This is a genomic window from Methylobacterium sp. Gmos1 (assembly GCF_053764715.1).
This window is the reverse complement of record NZ_JBSNCC010000001.1, coordinates 557176-573836: the sequence shown is the minus strand read 5'-3', so window position 1 is coordinate 573836 and position 16661 is coordinate 557176. Positions and strand designations below refer to the sequence as shown.

The window sequence follows — 16661 nt, the reverse complement described above, 5'->3', positions numbered from 1 at the left end:
CGGTCGTCGCAAGTCGTCACGGACATATTTTCGGGGATGGTCTTGGCCCTGCAAGTGACCGCGTCCGGGCCGACTATGGGCGCGGCCGGGATGGTCTGCGGCCGATCCGGCCACCGTGCAATCGACGCGCAGCTTCGCTGTCTGCAACACCGGCTCTCGTCATCGGCTGCCGAGGCATGGCCGTTTGCCGGATGATCATTCATCTTATGTAGGGCGCCAATCACGGCTCGACCGGCAGCTGTCCCGACCAATCAACACGCTTACAATACGGCCGAGTTGCTGCACTGCATCACGGCGCCGAGAGTTGTCGACCGCCATCTCTTGCATCGGCGACGTCGGGCTGCCGCACAAGTCCCCATTCACTGCGCTAATTTTAGCGACGGGAATCGCCGAATCGTCGCTCGATCCCAAATCAATGTTGAATGATTTGATAAAATATCGACAAGACTACATTTATTAACCCAGGCTTGACAGCCAAACATTGCTACTTATTGTCCGCCTCGCACATCGGATCGAGCCCCGGGCGGGCATTGATCTTCTCACGATGCTGCATTCATGCCGCCGCGCCCTGCGGTCCGGCATCCCTTCCACAGATCTGGACGTGATACATGGCTTATGAAACGGTCGCGCAGCCTTTTGCGCCGAGCAGCATCTGGAACACCCCGATCGGGTCGAACGCCCAGTTCCAGGCTGCATCCGGAGCGCAGACCGCCTCCATGCAGCATCAGGCCGGCGTGAACACCTGGATCGAGCAGGACGCGATTCCGATCTACCAGGCGAGCGCGAGCGATCCGGTCGCGACCTGGAACTACGACAGCCGCGGCACCAACGCCGACTGGACCTACGGCAACACCTCGTCGACGAACGGCAGCTTCCAGATGAAGACGCCGGCCGCCCTCCAGTTCGCCACCAGCGACGGCTGGGCGATCATCGTCTCGGAGGACGGCAAGCACTACGTCGAAACCTGGCTCGGCGCGAAGACCGGCACCAACAGCTATCACGCCAACTACGTCGTCGAGAACACCCTGACGGGTGACGGCATCGCCAACGTGCCGGGCGCGCACGAGGGCATCCGCGCCGCCGGCATGTCGCTGATGGGCGGCGTGGTGCAGAAGGCGGATCTCGATGCCGGCCACATCGACCACGCCGTGGCGATGGCGATCTCGACCACCCAGGCCGGCTCCGCGAAGACCCCTTACGTCTGGCCGGCGACCACCGCCGACGGCTTCAGCGACAGCTACTCGGGCTCGATCCCGCTCGGCTCGCTGTTCGCGATCCCCAAGGATGTCGACCTGACCAAGATCGGCATCACGACCGCCGAGGGCATGGCGCTGGCCAAGGCCTACCAGAACTACGGCGGCTACGTCACCGACACCGCCGGCCCGAACACGGTGCAGCTCGCCTACCTCGAGAAGGGCGTGAGCCAGAGCCAGGTCGACAACCTGTTCAAGGACATGGAAGCCATCCGCTCGCATATCGAGCTGGTGACGAACAACACCGCCGCGACCCCGGCGGGCGGCGGCGACCACACGGTCACCGGCACGACCGCTGCCGCGGCCCCGGTCACCACCACGACCGCGCCGGCCACCACGACGACGCCTCCGGCCACCACCACGACGGCACCGGCGACCACCACCACCGACACGTCGCACGCCACGACCGGCGGCACCGCGCAGCCGAGCGTCAGCCTCGGCAGCGGCACCGACCAGCTGCTGCTGAAGATCAGCCAGGACGCCTATAAAGGCAGCGCGCACTACACCATCTCGGTGGACGGCAAGCAGATCGGCGGCGTCCAGACCGCGAAGTCCCTGCACGGGTCCGGCCAGTCCGACCTGATCTCGGTGCGCGGCGACTGGAGCGAGGGCAACCACGACGTCTCGGTCAAGTTCCTCAACGACGCCTGGGGCGGAACGGACGCCACGGACCGCAACCTCTACGTCGACAGCGCCAGCTACCACGGCCAGGACGTGCCGGGCGCGCACCTCACCTTGACCAACAACGGCGCCAAGCACTTCGCCTTCCACGACTACCTCGTCTGAGGCGCGTGACGCCCCGCCCGCCGGTCGGCGGGCGGGGTCCGGACTTTCATGCGGTTTCCGCTAAGGCCGATCCTGTCACGATCGAGCGCACCTTCTCCCGAGTGGGAGAGGAGTCGGGGGTGAGGGCGGCGCGCATCAGTATTTAAGCGTCGAGCGTGGTGTCGGCAGCGAAAAACCGAGTGCTGAACTCAGCTCCGTAGCACTCTCACCCTTACCCTCTCTCAAACGGGAGAGGGGATCCCGCGCTCGATCTTTTCGTGACGGGTTCGAGCAGAACCCATTCCCCTTCGCATCCGCCGCGCCGCCCGCCCCGATCCGGGCCCGTTGCCGCGCGCCGACGACCGGAGCCCCGCCATCCCATGACCACCTCCGCGCCCCGCATCTCGCCGGGCGGCGCCGTCCGGCGCGCCCGCGCCGCCGTCCGACGGAACGCCGCGCCGGTTCTGCACCGGATCCGCGAGATCTTCGCCCCCGCCGGGGACGGCACGCCTCCCGAGGACGGCCTCCGCCAGGACGCGCTCACCGCCTTCGGCCTCGGCCGCTCCCGGGTGGCGTCCGCCCCGCCGATGGTGGCGGCCCTGGCGCGGCTGCGCCACGTCGTCCTCGGCGTCGCGGTGCTCAGCGGCGCGGTCAACCTCTTGGCGCTGGCCGGCTCGTTCTACATGCTCGAAGTCTACGACCGGGTGATCCCGAGCCGCAGCGTGCCGACGCTGGTGGGCCTGAGCCTGATCGTGCTGGTGCTCTATCTCGGCCAGGGCTACTTCGACCTGATCCGCTCGCGCCTGCTCCTGCGGGCGGGCCGCGCCTTCGACGAATCCCTGAGCCGCCAGGTCTTCCGCGCCGTCGTCACCCTTCCCTTGCGCGGGCGGGCGGAGGCCGACGGCCTGCGCCCGATGCGCGACCTCGACCAGATCCGCTCAGCCCTCGCCGGCGGCGGTCCCGGCGCGCTGTTCGACCTGCCGTGGGTCCCGGTCTATCTCGGCCTGCTCTTCGCCTTCCACGTCTGGATCGGGCTGACCGCGCTGCTCGGGGCGCTGGCCCTCGTCGGGCTGACGGCGCTCGCCGAGATCCTCACCCGCCACCACGCCCGCGACGCCCGCGAGGCCTCGGCCGCCCGCGGCTTCGTCGCCGAGGCGAGCCGGCGCAACGCCGAGACCGTGCGGGCGATGGGCATGGAGCCGGACCTCGCCGGCCTGTGGGCGAAGGTCAACGCCGCCTCGCACGCCACGCAGGAGCGGACCGCCGAGATCACGGGGGCGATCCACAACGCCTCCAGGGTCTTGCGGGTGGTGCTGCAATCGGCGGTGCTCGGCGTCGGCGCCCTGCTGGTGATCCGCCAGGAGGCGACCGCGGGCGTCATCATCGCCGGCTCGATCCTCAGCGCCCGGGCGCTGGCGCCGATCGACCAGGCGATCGGCTACTGGAAGACCTTCTCCGCCGCCCGCGAGTGCTGGCGCCACCTCGGCAGCGCCCTGTCGGCGGCAGGCCCCGAGCCGGAAGGCCTGACCCTGCCGGCGCCGCATGCGAGCCTCACCGTCGAGCAGGCGAGCGTCGGCCCGCCCGGGGGCCGGCGGCTCACCGCGCTCGACGTCAGCCTGGCGCTCGCGCCGGGGCAGGGGCTCGGGGTCGTCGGCCACAGCGCCTCCGGCAAGTCGTCGCTGGCCCGCCTCCTCGTCGGGATCTGGCCGGCCGAGCGTGGCGCGGTGCGCCTCGACGGCGCCCGCCTCGACCAGTGGCGGCCGCAGGATCTCGGCCGCCACGTCGGCTACCTGCCGCAGGAGGTCGAGCTGTTTCCCGGCACGGTGGCGGCCAACATCGCGCGCTTTCGCCCGGGCGCCGAGGCCGAGGGGATCATCGCGGCGGCCAAGGCCGCGCGGGTCCACGACCTGATCCTCGCCCTGCCCGAGGGCTACCAGACCCAGATCGGCGAGCGCGGCGCGCTCCTCTCCGCCGGACAGCGCCAGCGTCTGGCGCTCGCCCGCGCGCTCTACGGCGACCCCTTCCTGGTGGTGCTCGACGAGCCGAACTCGAACCTCGACCAGGAGGGGGAGGCCGCGCTCACCGAGGCGATCGCCGGGGTGCGGGGGCGCGGCGGCATCGTCGTGGTGATCGCCCACCGGCCGAGCGCGCTCGCGGCGGTCGACCAGGTGATGGTGATGGCCCAGGGGCGCGTCCAGGCGCTCGGCCCCCGCGACGAGGTGCTGCCCGCCCTCAACCGGCCGCGCCCGATGCACCCGCCGACCCATGCCGGCTCGGCGAGCTTCGCCCCCGGCTTCTCCCTCAAGGTCGCCCAGGGAGGGCGCGCGTGATGAACCCGATCACCCCCGAGACCGAGCGGTCGATCCGCCGTCACCTGCTCGCGGGCGCGCTCGGCGGCGGGCTCCTGTTCGTCGGCGCCGGCGGCTGGGCCGCCACCGCCGAGTTCTCCGGTGCCGTCGTCACCGCCGGGTCGCTCGTGGTCGAGTCCGACGTCAAGAAGGTGCAGCATCCGACCGGCGGCGTCGTCGGCGAGCTGCGGGTCAAGAACGGCGACCGGGTCGCCGCCGGCGACGTGCTCCTGCGCCTCGACGAGACGGTGCTGCAAGCCAACCTCGCGATCGTCACCCGCTCGATCGACGAATCGACCGCGCGGCGCGCCCGTCTCGAGGCCGAGCGCGACGGCGCCGCCGACGTCGCCTTCCCCGCCGAGCTGACGGCGCGGGCCGCCGACCCGGTGGTGGCCGGTCTGATGAGCGGCGAGCGCCGCCTGTTCCAGACGCGGGCGAGCGCCCGCGAGGGCCAGAAATCCCAGCTCGCCGAGCGGGTCGGCCAGCTCGACGAGCAGATCCGCGGCCTCGACGAGCAGATCGCCGCCAAGGCCCGGGAGATTTCCTTGATCGAGCGGGAGCTCGGCGGGGTGCGCGACCTGTGGGAGAAGAAGCTGGTGCCGATCCAGCGGGTGAGCGCGCTCGAGCGCGACCTCTCGCGGCTGGAGGGCGAGAAGGGCACGCTCGTCTCCACCATCGCCCAGGTGCGCGGCCGCATCACCGAGACGCGGCTCCAGATCCTGCAGATCGACCAGGACCTGCGCACCGAGGTCGGCAAGGAGCTGGCGGAGATCCGGAGCAAGGTGTCGGAATACGCCGAGCGGCGCATCGCCGCCGAGGACCAGCTCAAGCGCGTCGAGATCCGGGCGCCGCAGGACGGGCTGGTCCACCAGCTCGCGGTCCACACGGTGGGCGGCGTCGTGGCGCCGGGCGCCGAGATCATGCAGATCGTGCCGACCGCCGACCACCTGACCGTCGAGGCCAAGCTCGCGCCGCAAGACATCGACCAAGTCCATGTCGGCCAGGCGGCGGTGCTTCGCTTCTCGGCCTTCAACCAGCGCACCACGCCGGAGATCGCCGGCACGGTCTCGCGGATCTCCCCCGACCTCACCACCGACCCGCGCACCGGCCAGAGCGCCTACACCACCCGGGTCGCGGTGGCGGAATCCGAGCTGAAGCGCCTCGGGACGGTGCGGCTCACCCCCGGCATGCCGGTCGAGGCGTTCATCCAGACGCAGAGCCGGACGGTGATGAGCTTCTTCACCAAGCCGCTCGCCGACCAGGTCGCCCGGGCCTTCCGGGAGAAGTAGGAGAGGGGCCCGTTCGCTCGCGGGAACGGGCCCCGTGGTTGTTCCGTTAGCCGCCGATGACGCCGGAGGCGCCGACAACGGCCACCATCAGCCCGCAGGCCAGGACGCCGATCATCGCGTAGGTGATGGTCTTGAGCATCGAGGATCTCGCTGTGCCGGGTTGGTCGATGCCCGCGGCTGACGCAAGTGACGCGCCATTCGCCGTCGGGCGGCTCCTGTGTAAAACGGCGGACGCTGCGGAAAGTTCACCGCATCGCACAAATCTTGCATGCCCGATTGGGACGGGGACGTCGGAACGTGCGCCGGCGCACGTCGTCCCGGGCCGCCCCTGTGCCCCCGCCGCCACGCTCCCCGAAATCCCTGTGCGCCGCCCCCCGACGCGGCTTGAGGCAACGCCCCGTTGAATGCGACCGCGGCAGGATCGCCGTCGGGCCGCAGCGGGAGTTCGGATGGGTATCGAGGGGTTCGTCGTCGACGGCCTGACGCAGGCGGCGCAGCGGCGGGCGGCGGATCCGCGGGCCTCGGCCTGGGTGTCGGCCAATGCGGGGGCGGGCAAGACCAAGGTGCTCACCGACCGGGTGGTGCGCCTGCTGCTGCACGGCGCGGCCCCGGCCAAGATCCTCTGCCTCACCTTCACCAAGGCGGCCGCCGCCAACATGGCGATCCGGGTGTTCGAGCGCCTCGGGCGCTGGGTCACCCTCGACGAGGCGGCCTTGCGCGAGGAGCTGACCGCCCTCGAGGGCGAGGCGCCGGACGGCGCCACGTTGCGGCGGGCGCGGCGCCTGTTCGCCCGGGCGGTCGAGACGCCGGGCGGGCTCAAGATCGAGACCCTGCACGCGCTCTGCGAGCGCCTGCTCCACCTCGTGCCGTTCGAGGCCAACGTGCCGGCCCGCTTCGTGGTGCTCGACGAGGCGCAGACCCGCGAGGCGATCGACCAGACCATCGACAACGTGCTCGCCGACGCGGTCGATACCCGTCACCCCGACCTGGCCGCGGCGCTCTCGCTCGTCGCCCCCGAGGCGGCGGGCGAGGCCCTGCGCCGGGCGATGACGGCCGCGGTGCAGCATCGCGGCCTGATCGGGCATCCGGACGGGCTGCCCGCCCGCCTCGACGCCCTGCGGGCGGCGCTCGGCCTGTCTCCCGACGAGACCCTGGCGGCGATCGAGGCGCGGATGCTCGATCACGGGCCCGACCTCGCCGGCCTGATCGCGGCCCTGCGCACGGCCAAGGCCAACGACGAGAAGCGCGCCGACGCCCTCGCGCTGGCGCTGGCCGCCACCGGCCCGGCCCGGCTGACGCTGACGCTCGCCGCCTTCTTCAAGGACGAGGGCGGGGGCGATCCTTATGCCGCCGCCTCGCTCGGCACCAAGGCGGTCCCGGCCGACGCAAAGGAGGCGCTGCTCGCCGAGCAGGCCCGGCTCGCCGCCTTGCGCGACCGCCTCAAGGCGGCCCGGGCCTATCACCGCACCGAGGCCCTGTTCACGCTGGCGGCCGAGATCCACCGCCGGATGGAGGCGCAGAAGGCGCGCCTCGGCGCCCTCGATTTCGACGACCTGATCCACAAGACGCTCGACCTGCTGACCCGGGTCGAGTCGGCCTGGGTGCTGTACAAGCTCGATCGCGGCGTCGACCACGTGCTGATCGACGAGGCGCAGGACACCAACCCGCAGCAATGGGAGATCCTGCGCCGGATCACCGAGGATTTCTGCGCCGGCGAGGGCGCGCGCGAGGCGGCGGGCGGCTTGGCCCGCACCCGCTTCGCCGTCGGCGACCCCAAGCAGTCGATCTACAGCTTCCAGGGGGCCGCACCCGAGGAGTTCGAGACCACGCGGCGGGCCTGGCGGCGCGACGCGGACGCCGCCGGCCTGCCCTTCGCCGATGTCGGCCTCACCCTGTCGTTCCGCTCGGCGATCGGCGTGCTGCGGGCGGTCGACGCCACCTTCGCGCTTGAGGACCATTACCGCGGCCTGTCCTTCGGCGACACGGCGGTCGGCACCGTGCATTCCACCGCCCGGGTGCGGGCGCCGGGCCAGGTCGAGCTATGGCCGGTGGAGCGGCCGAGCGCGGAAGGCGAGCCCGACGCCTGGACCCAGCCGGTCGACGCGATCGAGGCCGGCGCGCCGGCCCTCGTGACCGCGCGAAGGGCCGCCCGGGCCGTGCGGCTCTGGACCACGGCCGGCGACGAATCCGGCCGGGTCTGGCGGCCGGGCGAGGTGCTGATCCTGGTGCGCAAGCGCTCGGCGGCCTTCGAGGGGGTGATCCGGGCGCTCAAGGCCGAGGGCGTGCCGGTGGCCGGCCAGGACCGGCTCGACATCGCAGCCCACATCGCGGTGCTCGATCTCGTGGCGGCGGGCCGCGCCGCCCTGCTGCCGCAGGACGACCTGACGCTCGCCACCGCCCTCAAGACGCCGCTCGTCGGCCTGACCGACGACGACCTCGTCGGCATCGCGGCCGGGCGCGACCCGGCCGAGCCGCTGGTCGCGGCCCTGCGCCGCCGCGGGGATGCGGGCGACCCGGCGGCTCTGCGCGGCATCGCCGCCCTCGACGGCTGGACGGCGCTCGCCCGGGCGCACGGGCCGTTCGGCTTCTACGCCGAGCTTCTCGGGCCCCGCGGCGGCCGGGCGCTCCTGGTGCAGCGCCTCGGCGGCGAGGCGGGCGACGCCATCGACGTCTTTCTGACGGCCGCCGCCCAGGCCGAGGCCGGGCCCGACGCGCCTTCGCTCACCGGCTTCCTCTCCCGCTACGCCCTCAGCGGTGGGCGCGATGCCGGCGGCCATACGGTGAAGCGCGACCTCGATTCCGCCCGCGACGAGGTGCGGGTGATGACGGTGCACGGCGCCAAGGGCCTGGAGGCGCCGCTGGTGCTGGTGCTCGACGGCTGCGATGCCGTCAGCCGCGACCCGGCCCTGATCCCGATGCGGCTGCCCGACGGCAGCACCGTGCCGGTCTGGTCGAGCGCCAAGGCCCATGACAGTCCGGCGATCGGGGTTGCCCGCGACGCGGTGCACGCCAAGGCCGGCGAGGAGCACAACCGCCTGCTCTACGTCGCGATGACCCGGGCCAAGGACCGGCTGGTCGTCGCGCCCTACGCCAACAACGACAAGGAGACGCCGGCCGAGGCGTGGTGCGAGATGATCCGCCGCGGACTTGTCGCGGCCTTCGGAGGCGTCGAGGTGGCGGAGATGCCCTACGGTCCGGCCGAGAGCTGGCGCGAGGGCGCGGCGCTCCCCGAGACCCCCGTCACCGCCGTGCCGATCCCTGAGCCCGAGGCTGTGCCGGACTGGCTGCACCGCCCGGTCGTGCCCGAGGCCGAGCCGCTGCCGCCGCTGCGCCCCTCGGGCCTCGGCGCCGCCGACGAGCCGCGCCGCTCGGATGCCCGCTCCAGCGACCCGGCGGCGCGCCGCCGCGGCGTCCTGGTCCACGCCCTCCTGGAGCACCTGCCGGGCCTCGCGCCCGAGCGGCGCCCGGCCGCGGCCGAGGCCTTCGTCGCCGCCCGCGCCCCGGGGCTCGACGCGGACAGGCGCGCCGCCATCGCCGCGGAGGCGCTGCGGCTCCTCGCCGATCCCGACCTCGCGGTGCTGTTCGGGCCCCTCGCGCAGGCCGAGGTGACGCTCGCCGGCAGCATCGCGCTCGGTGGCGTGTTGCGCCCGGTGCATGGCCGGGTCGACCGCATCGCGGTGACGGAGGAGGCGGTCTGGCTCGTCGACTTCAAGACCGGCCGTCCGCCGGCGCCCGGTGCGCCGACGCCGCGGGGCCAGGCGGCGCAGGTCGCGCTCTACGCCCGCCTCCTCGGCGCGATCTATCCGGGCCGCGCCCTGGTGCCGCTCCTGATCTGGACCGCCGGCCCGGTGATCCGCCGCCTGACGCCGGAGGAGTGCAGCGCCGCCCTCGGCACGCTGGCGTGAGCGGAGGTGCGGGAGCACACGAGTAGAGCGGGGACGGCTTGGCCGTCGCGCTTGATCGCCACCGGCCCGGTTCTTACTTTCCCCCTCACGCGAACCGGTCCGCGCCGTCGGCCGGCTTCATGACGAAAGGAATGTGGCGATGGCAACCGTGAAGGTGACCGACGCGAGCTTCGAGCAGGACGTGCTGCAATCGGCCGAGCCCGTCGTGGTCGATTTCTGGGCCGAGTGGTGCGGCCCGTGCCGGGCGATCGGCCCGGCCCTGGAGGAGATCTCCAGCGAGATGAACGGCCGGGTGAAGATCGCCAAGGTCAACGTGGACGAGAACCCGGGCATCGCCTCCCAGTACGGCATCCGCTCGATCCCGACCCTGATGATCTTCAAGGGCGGCGAGCTCGCCGGCCAGATGGTCGGCGCCAAGCCGAAGGGCGAGCTGTCGCGCTGGATCCAAACCAGCGCCTGACCGGCGCCGGATCGATCGATGTTGGGGAGCCCGGCCGTGAGGCCGGGCTTTCTTGCGTCTGGTCGGACGGCGGCGGAGATCGTCCGTCGAATCGCATCTCGGCCTCCGCCTCCCAGGGTCATTCCGGGCTCCGCTGCTCGGTCCCGAAATGACCACGAGGGCGTGGGATCGGCAAAGGACGACGAACGGGCAGCCTCACCCCCGCCGCAGCAGCTGCAACGGGCTTCCCGGCCCGTACGCCACCCAGATCGCCTCGCAGGCCGACTGCTTGTCGCTCCGCAGCCGGCCGTCGAGGTCGTCGAGGGCGGCCTGGAGGCTGACCGAGCGGGGCTTCTGGAAGAAGTCGGCGTGGTTGAGGTGGACCTGCGACGAGAATGCCCGGAAATGCTCGGCATCGATCCGCACGCCGTCGCAGCGGCGGCTGGCGAGATCGGCCTCGATGCCGGAGAGCAGCACCGGATCCTGGGGCGAGGCCTGCTCGCGGTGCGGCTGGGCGGTGAAGCAGAAGGCTGCCCAAGCGGCAGCGACGATGAGAGGCCGGATAATCATGGCAGCGCTCGTGCAAGGGCACGGGGTGATCCTGCGTCGAAAAATTGCCGGCGCCGACCCATGTTCCCGCTCGTGCGCTCCGTCATGTGCGCGAGCGCACGAAGCTTTACGGTGCCGGTGTATGTCCGATCGGTTGCGTCGCCGTTTCAGACGGTAGGCTGACATCCCTCTGCGTCACTCCGGGCTCCGCAGCGCGGCCCGGGACGACATGCGGGGTATCAACTCTGCAGGCTCCAGCCCCGATACGCTCTCACGGCGGATCCCGCTCGATCCAGGCCGGGTCCATCGCCGTCATGTCCTCGTCGAAGGGCGCCGGGCCGGGCGCCTCGCCGCGGATCAGGGTCTCGGCCTCGTCGTGGTCGACGTCGCGCATCTGCTCGGCGAGCAGCGCGAGGTAGCTCGCCGCCGCGGCGGTGCCGAACAATTCGGCGAAGCGCGCATGGGCCACCGCTGTCATCGTCTCGACCACCGCCTCGGGCGGGCTGCCGGCCTCGACGGCGTTGTCGAACACCGCCCGCCAGGCGCGCGACAGGCGCTCGCGTAAGTCGAAGGTATCGTCCACGGTTCGGCCTCGTCCGGGCCGGGAACGGCCGGACCGCAGTATGGGCTGGCACGCGCGCGGATTCCAGGCGGGGGAGGGGTGCCAACCGGCCGCTCCGGCCCGATATCCGCCCCGGCGGTTGCCGATCGGCCGCGTGGGAGAAACGACCCGATGAAACTCTACGGCACCAGCCTGTCGCCCTTCGTCCGCAAGGTCCTCGTCGCCCTCGCCGAGAAGGGCATCGAGGCCGAGCACGTGCCGCTGATCTTCCACGATCCCGACCCGCACTTCCAGGCGGCGAGCCCGTGCGGCAAGATCCCGGCATTCGAGGACGGCGACTTCCGCCTCGCCGATTCCTCGGCGATCATCCATTACCTGGATCGCGCGCATCCGGCGCCGGCCCTGCTGCCGACGGGAGCCCGGGACCTCGGCCGGGCGGTGTGGTTCGACAAGTTCGGCGACGGCGAGCTGTTTCCGGTGCTGATCAAGCCCTTCGTGCAGCGGGTCTTCCTGCCGCGCATGATGAAGAAGCCCGGCGACGAGGCGGTGGTCGCCAAGTGCATGGGCGAGGAGTTGCCGCGGCTGTTCGATTATCTCGAGGGGGTGATCGACGGACCGTTCCTGGTCGGCGGCGCCTTCAGCCTCGCCGACATCTCGGTCGTGACGACTTTCCACAACCTGCGCCTTGCCGGCGAGTCGGTCGATGCCGGACGCTGGCCGCGGCTCGCCTCCTACGTCGCGGGCATTCTGGAGCGCCCGTCGTTCCAGGCCGCGATCGCGGCCCGCCAGGGCTGACGAGGGACGGAGGAGGGGGCGGGTGACCGTCCCCTCGTCGAGCGCCCCTTCGACTCAGCGCCCTTTGGCGCTGCGGCGGTAGAAGCCGTCGACCTGGGACTGGGCCTCGGCCCGGTCGCGCTCGTTGGCCGCAGCCATCGCCTGCTCCTGGAGGGCGACGATCCACTGGTCCTTCGGCCCCTCGGCGGCGTCGCGGGCAAGCGTCAGCCAGGCGAGCCCCCGGGCGCGCTGCGCGGTGACGCCCTGGCCGTTGATCAGGAGCTGGCCGAGCAGCGCCTGGGCGGCCGGGTGCCCCTTCTCGGCGGCGAGGTTGAACCAGCGCGCGGCCTGGCGCGGATCCTGGGTCACGCCGGTGCCGTCGAGGTAGAGCCGGGCGAGGTTGTACTGCGCGTTCGGGTCGCCGTAGTAGGTCGCCGCGTAGTTGAACATGTCGTAGGCGCGCTCGACGTTCGGGCGCACGTACGAATCCTTGATCCCGTCGAGGAAGTAGCGGCCCAGCGCCGTGAAGGCGCTCGCCACCACGCCGGCATTCGGCGCCTCCGGGCCCTCGTCGGCGTTCTCGTCGGCGATCTTCGAGAAGAACTCGAACGCCTTGAGGTCGTCGTGCGGGACGCCGTCGCCCTCCGCGTACATGCGGCCGAGCTTCCACAGGGCCAGGGCGTGGCCCTGGCCGGCGGCGTATTCGAGGGCGCGCGCCGCGCCCTCCTTGTCGCCGGCATTGTAGTCGCGCATGCCCGTCCGCATTGCCTCGCGGGCGTTGCGGTAGCCCGTGGCGGCCGGCACCGGCGTCCGCACGGCGGCATCGAGCGCTACGGCGGGCCCGGCCCCGGCCATCGTCAGGCCGAGCAGCGCGAGGAGGAACCGGCGGCCCGCCCGTCGGGGCAGGCCCGCCTCAGATATCCGCATAGGAGAGCGTCTCCTGGGCGCCGCCCGGATGCGTCACCGCGCCCGTCACCGCCGGGCCGACGGTCTGCGCGTACTTCCACAGGTAGCCCGAGGTCGAATCGTTGGCCCGCGGCTGCCAGGCCGCGCGGCGCTGGGCCAGCTCGTCGTCGGTGAGGTCGACCGAGAGCGTGCCCTGAACCGCATCGATGCGGATCATGTCGCCGTCCTTGAGGAGGCCGATCGGGCCGCCCACCGCGGCCTCGGGCCCGACATGGCCGATGCAGAAGCCGCGGGTGGCGCCCGAGAAGCGCCCGTCGGTGATGAGCGCCACCTTGTCGCCCATGCCCTGGCCGTAGAGAGCGGCGGTGGTCGCCAGCATCTCGCGCATGCCGGGGCCGCCGCGCGGGCCCTCGTAGCGGATCACCAGGACCTCGCCCTCCTTGTAGGTGCGGTTCTTCACCGCCTCGAAGCAGGCTTCCTCGTTGTCGAAGACGCGCGCCGGGCCGGCGAAGGTCTGCTTCTCCGGCGGCATGCCGGCGACCTTCACGATCGCGCCCTCCGGCGCCAGGTTGCCCTTGAGGCCGACCACGCCGCCCGTCACGGTGATCGGCTGGCTGGAGGGGCGCACCACGTCCTGGTTGGCGTTCCACGCCACCTTGGCGAGGTTCTCGGCCATGGTGCGGCCGGTCACCGTGATGCAGTCGCCGTGCAGGTAGCCGCCGTCGAGCAGCGTCTTCATCAGGAGCGGGATGCCGCCGACCTCGAACAGGTCCTTGGCGACGTAGCGCCCGCCGGGCTTCAGGTCGGCGATGTAAGGCGTGCGCTTGAAGATCTCGGCGACGTCGAACAGGTCGAACTCGATGCCGCATTCATGCGCGATCGCCGGGAGATGCAACGCCGCGTTGGTCGAGCCGCCGGACGCCGCCACCACGGTCGCGGCGTTCTCGAGCGCCTTGCGGGTGACGATGTCGCGCGGGCGGATGTTCTTGGCGAGCAGCTCCATCACCATCTCGCCGGCGGTGGCGCAGAACCGGTCGCGGATCTCGTAGGGAGCGGGCGCGCCGGCCGAGTAGGGCAGGGCGAGGCCGATCGCCTCGGAGACGGTCGCCATGGTGTTGGCGGTGAACTGCGCGCCGCAGGCGCCGGCCGACGGGCAGGCGACCTGCTCCAGCTCGTCGAGGTCGTCGTCGCTCATCGCGCCGACCGAGTGCTTGCCGACCGCCTCGAACAGGTCCTGGATGGTCACCGGCTGGCCCCGGAAGGTGCCGGGCAGGATCGAGCCGCCGTAGATGAAGACGGAGGGCACGTTGAGGCGGACCATCGCCATCATCATGCCGGGCAGCGACTTGTCGCAGCCGGCCAGCCCCACGAGCGCGTCGTAGGCGTGGCCGCGCATGGTGAGCTCCACCGAGTCGGCGATCACCTCGCGGGACGGCAGCGAGGCGCGCATGCCGCGATGCCCCATGGCGATGCCGTCGGTGACCGTGATGGTGCAGAACTCGCGCGGGGTGCCGCCGGCGGCGGCCACGCCCTTCTTCACCGCCTGCGCCTGGCGCATCAGCGAGATGTTGCAGGGCGCCGCCTCGTTCCAGCACGAGGCCACGCCGATCAGCGGCTGGTGGATCTGCTCGCGGGTGAGGCCCATGGCATACAGGTACGAGCGGTGCGGCGCCCGGTCCGGACCCTCGGTCACGTAGCGGCTGGGGAGCTTCGATTTGTCGGTGGTGTGACGCGCGTCCATGGCCCTGTCCCGTACCCGTAGTTTCTTGAAAGGCCGGTTTTTGCCCGGTCCCGCTCCCTGCGCCGCCCTGGGACGGCTGACGCGAAACGAACCCGTGTGACGGGGTCAATCCGCCAGCGTCGCCCGCGATCCCCGGGAGGGCCGGGACGACCACGATAAATCACTGTGGGGACAGTCGCTTAACGTGGCCGTTGAGGTGCCGCCGGTTTATGGCGGGAACGCGGCGGCGCGAGGAGCGGTCTGGGGCAAAGCTGGGATGCTTTCGCGGTGTTGCGACCTCGCCACAGCTAAGCTTGCGGGGACGGTCTGGCAGGCGAGGCGATCGGTCGTCGGCATGGGGGGCAGAGTGCCGGTTGTTTGTGCCCGGGGTGAGGCGTGAGCCGTTCGGGAATGTGGCTTGCCGGGGGACGGCGTGCCCCGATCGGGTGGGGGTTGGGTGTGATGTTTCACATCGTTCCGGCAGGTCTATTCGCAGCAACGATCCCACCGAACAGGGTCATCCCGGGGCCGCGTAGCGGAACCCGGGATCCATAACCGCCGACGGTTCAGGACAGGGCGGAACGCGATCCGCTTCATTCTTCAACGTCAGCGGATATGGATCCCGGGTTCTCGCCTTCGGCGAGCCCCGGGATGACGATGGAGGGTGTCAGGGTTGTCGGTCGAAAGCTGGCTCGTTCGCCTTCACGCCGTGCGCGGCGCCGCCACCCGGTTGCGCAGGCCCGCGATCACCGCCCTGAGCGTCCCGGCCTCGGCCTCCGGCGCGTCGGTGCGGGCGTAGATGCGGTCGTGGACGAAGGAGAGCTTGCTGATCGTCGCCGGGGTCATGCGGAACGGATAGAGGTCGGGCTGGCCCATGCTGCGGTTGAGCGAGTTCATCGCGAAGGTCAGCGGCAGCCAGGCCTCGATCAGCCGGCCGAAATCGGGGCTGCGATAGGCGTCGAAATCGACCTTGGCCGCGAGCGTGATCGGCGCGTGCAGCGCCGGCCCGGCCTGGAGCTTGGGCTGGACCCGCACGCCGAACTGCGCCGCGGTCTCCAGCGTGTCGACGATGTGCATGTAGTGCGCCCAGGTCTCGGCGAAGTCCTCCCAGGGATGGGAGGTGGCGTAGGCCGAGACGTACGTCTCCTGCCAGCCCTCGGCCGGGCCGTGGGCGTAGTGGCGCTGGAGCGCGGCGCCGTAATCGGCCCGCTCGTCGCCGAACACGGTGCGAAAACCCTCCAGGCAGGGATCGGCCCGCACCAGCACGTTCCAGAAGTAATGCCCGATCTCGTGGCGGAAATGCCCGAGAAGCGTGCGGTAGTGCTCGCCGAACTGCGTGCGCCGGCGCTCGCGCTCGACGTCGTCGGCCTCGGCGATGTTCAGCGTGATGAGCCCGTTGTCGTGCCCGGTGAGCACCGGCGGGCCGATCAGGTAGGATTCCGCCGGGTCGACCAGGAAGTCGAAGGCGAGGCCGGCCGGGTCGTCGCGCCGCGACGCGAGCGGCAGGCGCAGGCGCAGCATGGCGTAGAACAGCCGGCGCTTGGCCGCCTCGACCTCGCGCCAGCGGGTGCGGTTCCAGGGAATCGACAGGTCCGGCACCACCCGGTTGTGCCGGCAGGCGAGGCAGTAGGTCTCGCTCGAGCCCGACGGCACGAGCCAGTTGCAGCCGCCGGAATCCCGGTTGGCGCAAGGCCGGTAGCGGCGGCGCGGATCGGCGAGGCCGCGCCAGCGCGAGCCGGCCTTCACCATCGCGGTCATGTCGGCGAGGTCGGGGTCGTAGCCGAGGCGGCACTCGCAGCTCTCGCACGAATCGGCCTCGAAATGGGCCGGCTGCGCACAGGCCTGGCACTGGAAGATCTTCATCGCGGCGTCCGGACAGGCCCCGTGGAACGCCCGGGCGGGGCCTGTCTCACCAAGGAGCTTCAGCCAGCGGAGGTTCCGTTCCCGGCGGCACGGGACTTGCCTCATTTTTTCGCCCTGCCGCCCGGGATCAGGCTTCGAGATGACGCAGAGAGACGCGAGGCCCGTGCAAGGACGCCGGCGATCGAGCGACGCGACGGCTGACGCGGGCCCGGCCACGGTGTAGAAGCCGAGGCTGCAAGCCACGGAACGCGCACGGACAGGCCGGCGGGCTCACCCCTCACTCATTCA

11 protein-coding genes are annotated in these 16661 nt (G+C 71.5%); 6 read left to right on the top strand and 5 right to left on the bottom strand.

Annotation, left to right across the window (positions count from 1 at the left end; genetic code table 11):
- Positions 1-716 precede the first annotated feature (716 nt).
- From ACS5PV_RS02560 to trxA, 5 genes are all read left to right on the top strand, one after another.
- Positions 717-2039, top strand: coding sequence for a carbohydrate-binding domain-containing protein (locus ACS5PV_RS02560; RefSeq protein WP_455393797.1), 1323 nt, complete (start codon positions 717-719; stop codon positions 2037-2039).
- Between the two features lie 359 nt (positions 2040-2398).
- The gene (locus ACS5PV_RS02555; protein ID WP_455393796.1) at positions 2399-4348 is read left to right on the top strand and encodes a type I secretion system permease/ATPase; all 1950 of its coding nucleotides are present in this window, start codon (positions 2399-2401) and stop codon (positions 4346-4348) included.
- The gene (locus ACS5PV_RS02550; protein ID WP_455393795.1) at positions 4348-5655 is read left to right on the top strand and encodes an HlyD family type I secretion periplasmic adaptor subunit; all 1308 of its coding nucleotides are present in this window, start codon (positions 4348-4350) and stop codon (positions 5653-5655) included. The genes ACS5PV_RS02555 and ACS5PV_RS02550 overlap by 1 nt, the downstream gene beginning before the upstream one ends.
- A 449-nt stretch (positions 5656-6104) precedes the next feature.
- A complete protein-coding gene (gene addA / locus ACS5PV_RS02545) occupies positions 6105-9560 on the top strand; it encodes a double-strand break repair helicase AddA (protein WP_455393794.1) in 3456 nt (1151 codons plus the stop codon).
- A 139-nt stretch (positions 9561-9699) separates the two neighbouring features.
- Positions 9700-10020, top strand: coding sequence for a thioredoxin (gene trxA, locus ACS5PV_RS02540; protein ID WP_109959135.1), 321 nt, complete (start codon positions 9700-9702; stop codon positions 10018-10020).
- A 195-nt stretch (positions 10021-10215) separates the two neighbouring features.
- Here trxA and ACS5PV_RS02535 read toward each other — a convergent pair whose 3' ends face one another.
- On the bottom strand, positions 10216-10569 hold the full coding sequence (locus ACS5PV_RS02535; protein WP_455393793.1) for a hypothetical protein: 354 nt from the start codon (positions 10567-10569) through the stop codon (positions 10216-10218).
- Positions 10570-10819: 250 nt separating this feature from the next.
- A complete protein-coding gene (locus ACS5PV_RS02530) occupies positions 10820-11131 on the bottom strand; it encodes a hypothetical protein (protein ID WP_455393792.1) in 312 nt (103 codons plus the stop codon).
- 150 nt (positions 11132-11281) lie between these two features.
- Between ACS5PV_RS02530 and ACS5PV_RS02525 the strand changes: the two genes are divergently transcribed.
- The gene (locus ACS5PV_RS02525; protein WP_455393791.1) at positions 11282-11905 is read left to right on the top strand and encodes a glutathione S-transferase family protein; all 624 of its coding nucleotides are present in this window, start codon (positions 11282-11284) and stop codon (positions 11903-11905) included.
- 54 nt (positions 11906-11959) lie between these two features.
- On the opposite strand, the gene ACS5PV_RS02520 is transcribed toward ACS5PV_RS02525, so the two are convergent.
- The 3 genes from ACS5PV_RS02520 to ACS5PV_RS02510 form a co-directional block, all read right to left on the bottom strand.
- Positions 11960-12811: a tetratricopeptide repeat protein gene (locus ACS5PV_RS02520; RefSeq protein WP_455393790.1), complete on the bottom strand. Its 852-nt coding sequence runs from the start codon at positions 12809-12811 to the stop codon at positions 11960-11962.
- Positions 12798-14531, bottom strand: a complete 1734-nt coding sequence (gene ilvD / locus ACS5PV_RS02515; RefSeq protein ID WP_455393789.1) for a dihydroxy-acid dehydratase — start codon at positions 14529-14531, stop codon at positions 12798-12800. The genes ACS5PV_RS02520 and ilvD overlap by 14 nt, the downstream gene beginning before the upstream one ends.
- Before the next feature lie 681 nt (positions 14532-15212).
- Entirely contained in the window at positions 15213-16373 is a 1161-nt protein-coding gene (locus tag ACS5PV_RS02510; RefSeq protein WP_455393788.1) for a zinc-binding metallopeptidase family protein, read from the bottom strand.
- Between the last annotated feature and the right edge of the window lie 288 nt (positions 16374-16661).

Bases quoted from the DNA above. Each gene is read 5' to 3' on its own strand.
- ACS5PV_RS02550 (WP_455393795.1), top strand. From the start codon at position 4,348: ATGAACCCGATCACCCCCGAGACCGAGCGGTCGATCCGCCGTCACCTG.
- ilvD (WP_455393789.1), bottom strand. From the start codon at position 14,531: ATGGACGCGCGTCACACCACCGACAAATCGAAGCTCCCCAGCCGCTAC.
- addA (WP_455393794.1), top strand. From the start codon at position 6,105: ATGGGTATCGAGGGGTTCGTCGTCGACGGCCTGACGCAGGCGGCGCAG.
- ACS5PV_RS02520 (WP_455393790.1), bottom strand. From the start codon at position 12,811: ATGCGGATATCTGAGGCGGGCCTGCCCCGACGGGCGGGCCGCCGGTTC.
- trxA (WP_109959135.1), top strand. From the start codon at position 9,700: ATGGCAACCGTGAAGGTGACCGACGCGAGCTTCGAGCAGGACGTGCTG.
- ACS5PV_RS02555 (WP_455393796.1), top strand. From the start codon at position 2,399: ATGACCACCTCCGCGCCCCGCATCTCGCCGGGCGGCGCCGTCCGGCGC.
- ACS5PV_RS02525 (WP_455393791.1), top strand. From the start codon at position 11,282: ATGAAACTCTACGGCACCAGCCTGTCGCCCTTCGTCCGCAAGGTCCTC.
- ACS5PV_RS02510 (WP_455393788.1), bottom strand. From the start codon at position 16,373: ATGAAGATCTTCCAGTGCCAGGCCTGTGCGCAGCCGGCCCATTTCGAG.
- ACS5PV_RS02560 (WP_455393797.1), top strand. From the start codon at position 717: ATGCAGCATCAGGCCGGCGTGAACACCTGGATCGAGCAGGACGCGATT.
- ACS5PV_RS02535 (WP_455393793.1), bottom strand. From the start codon at position 10,569: ATGATTATCCGGCCTCTCATCGTCGCTGCCGCTTGGGCAGCCTTCTGC.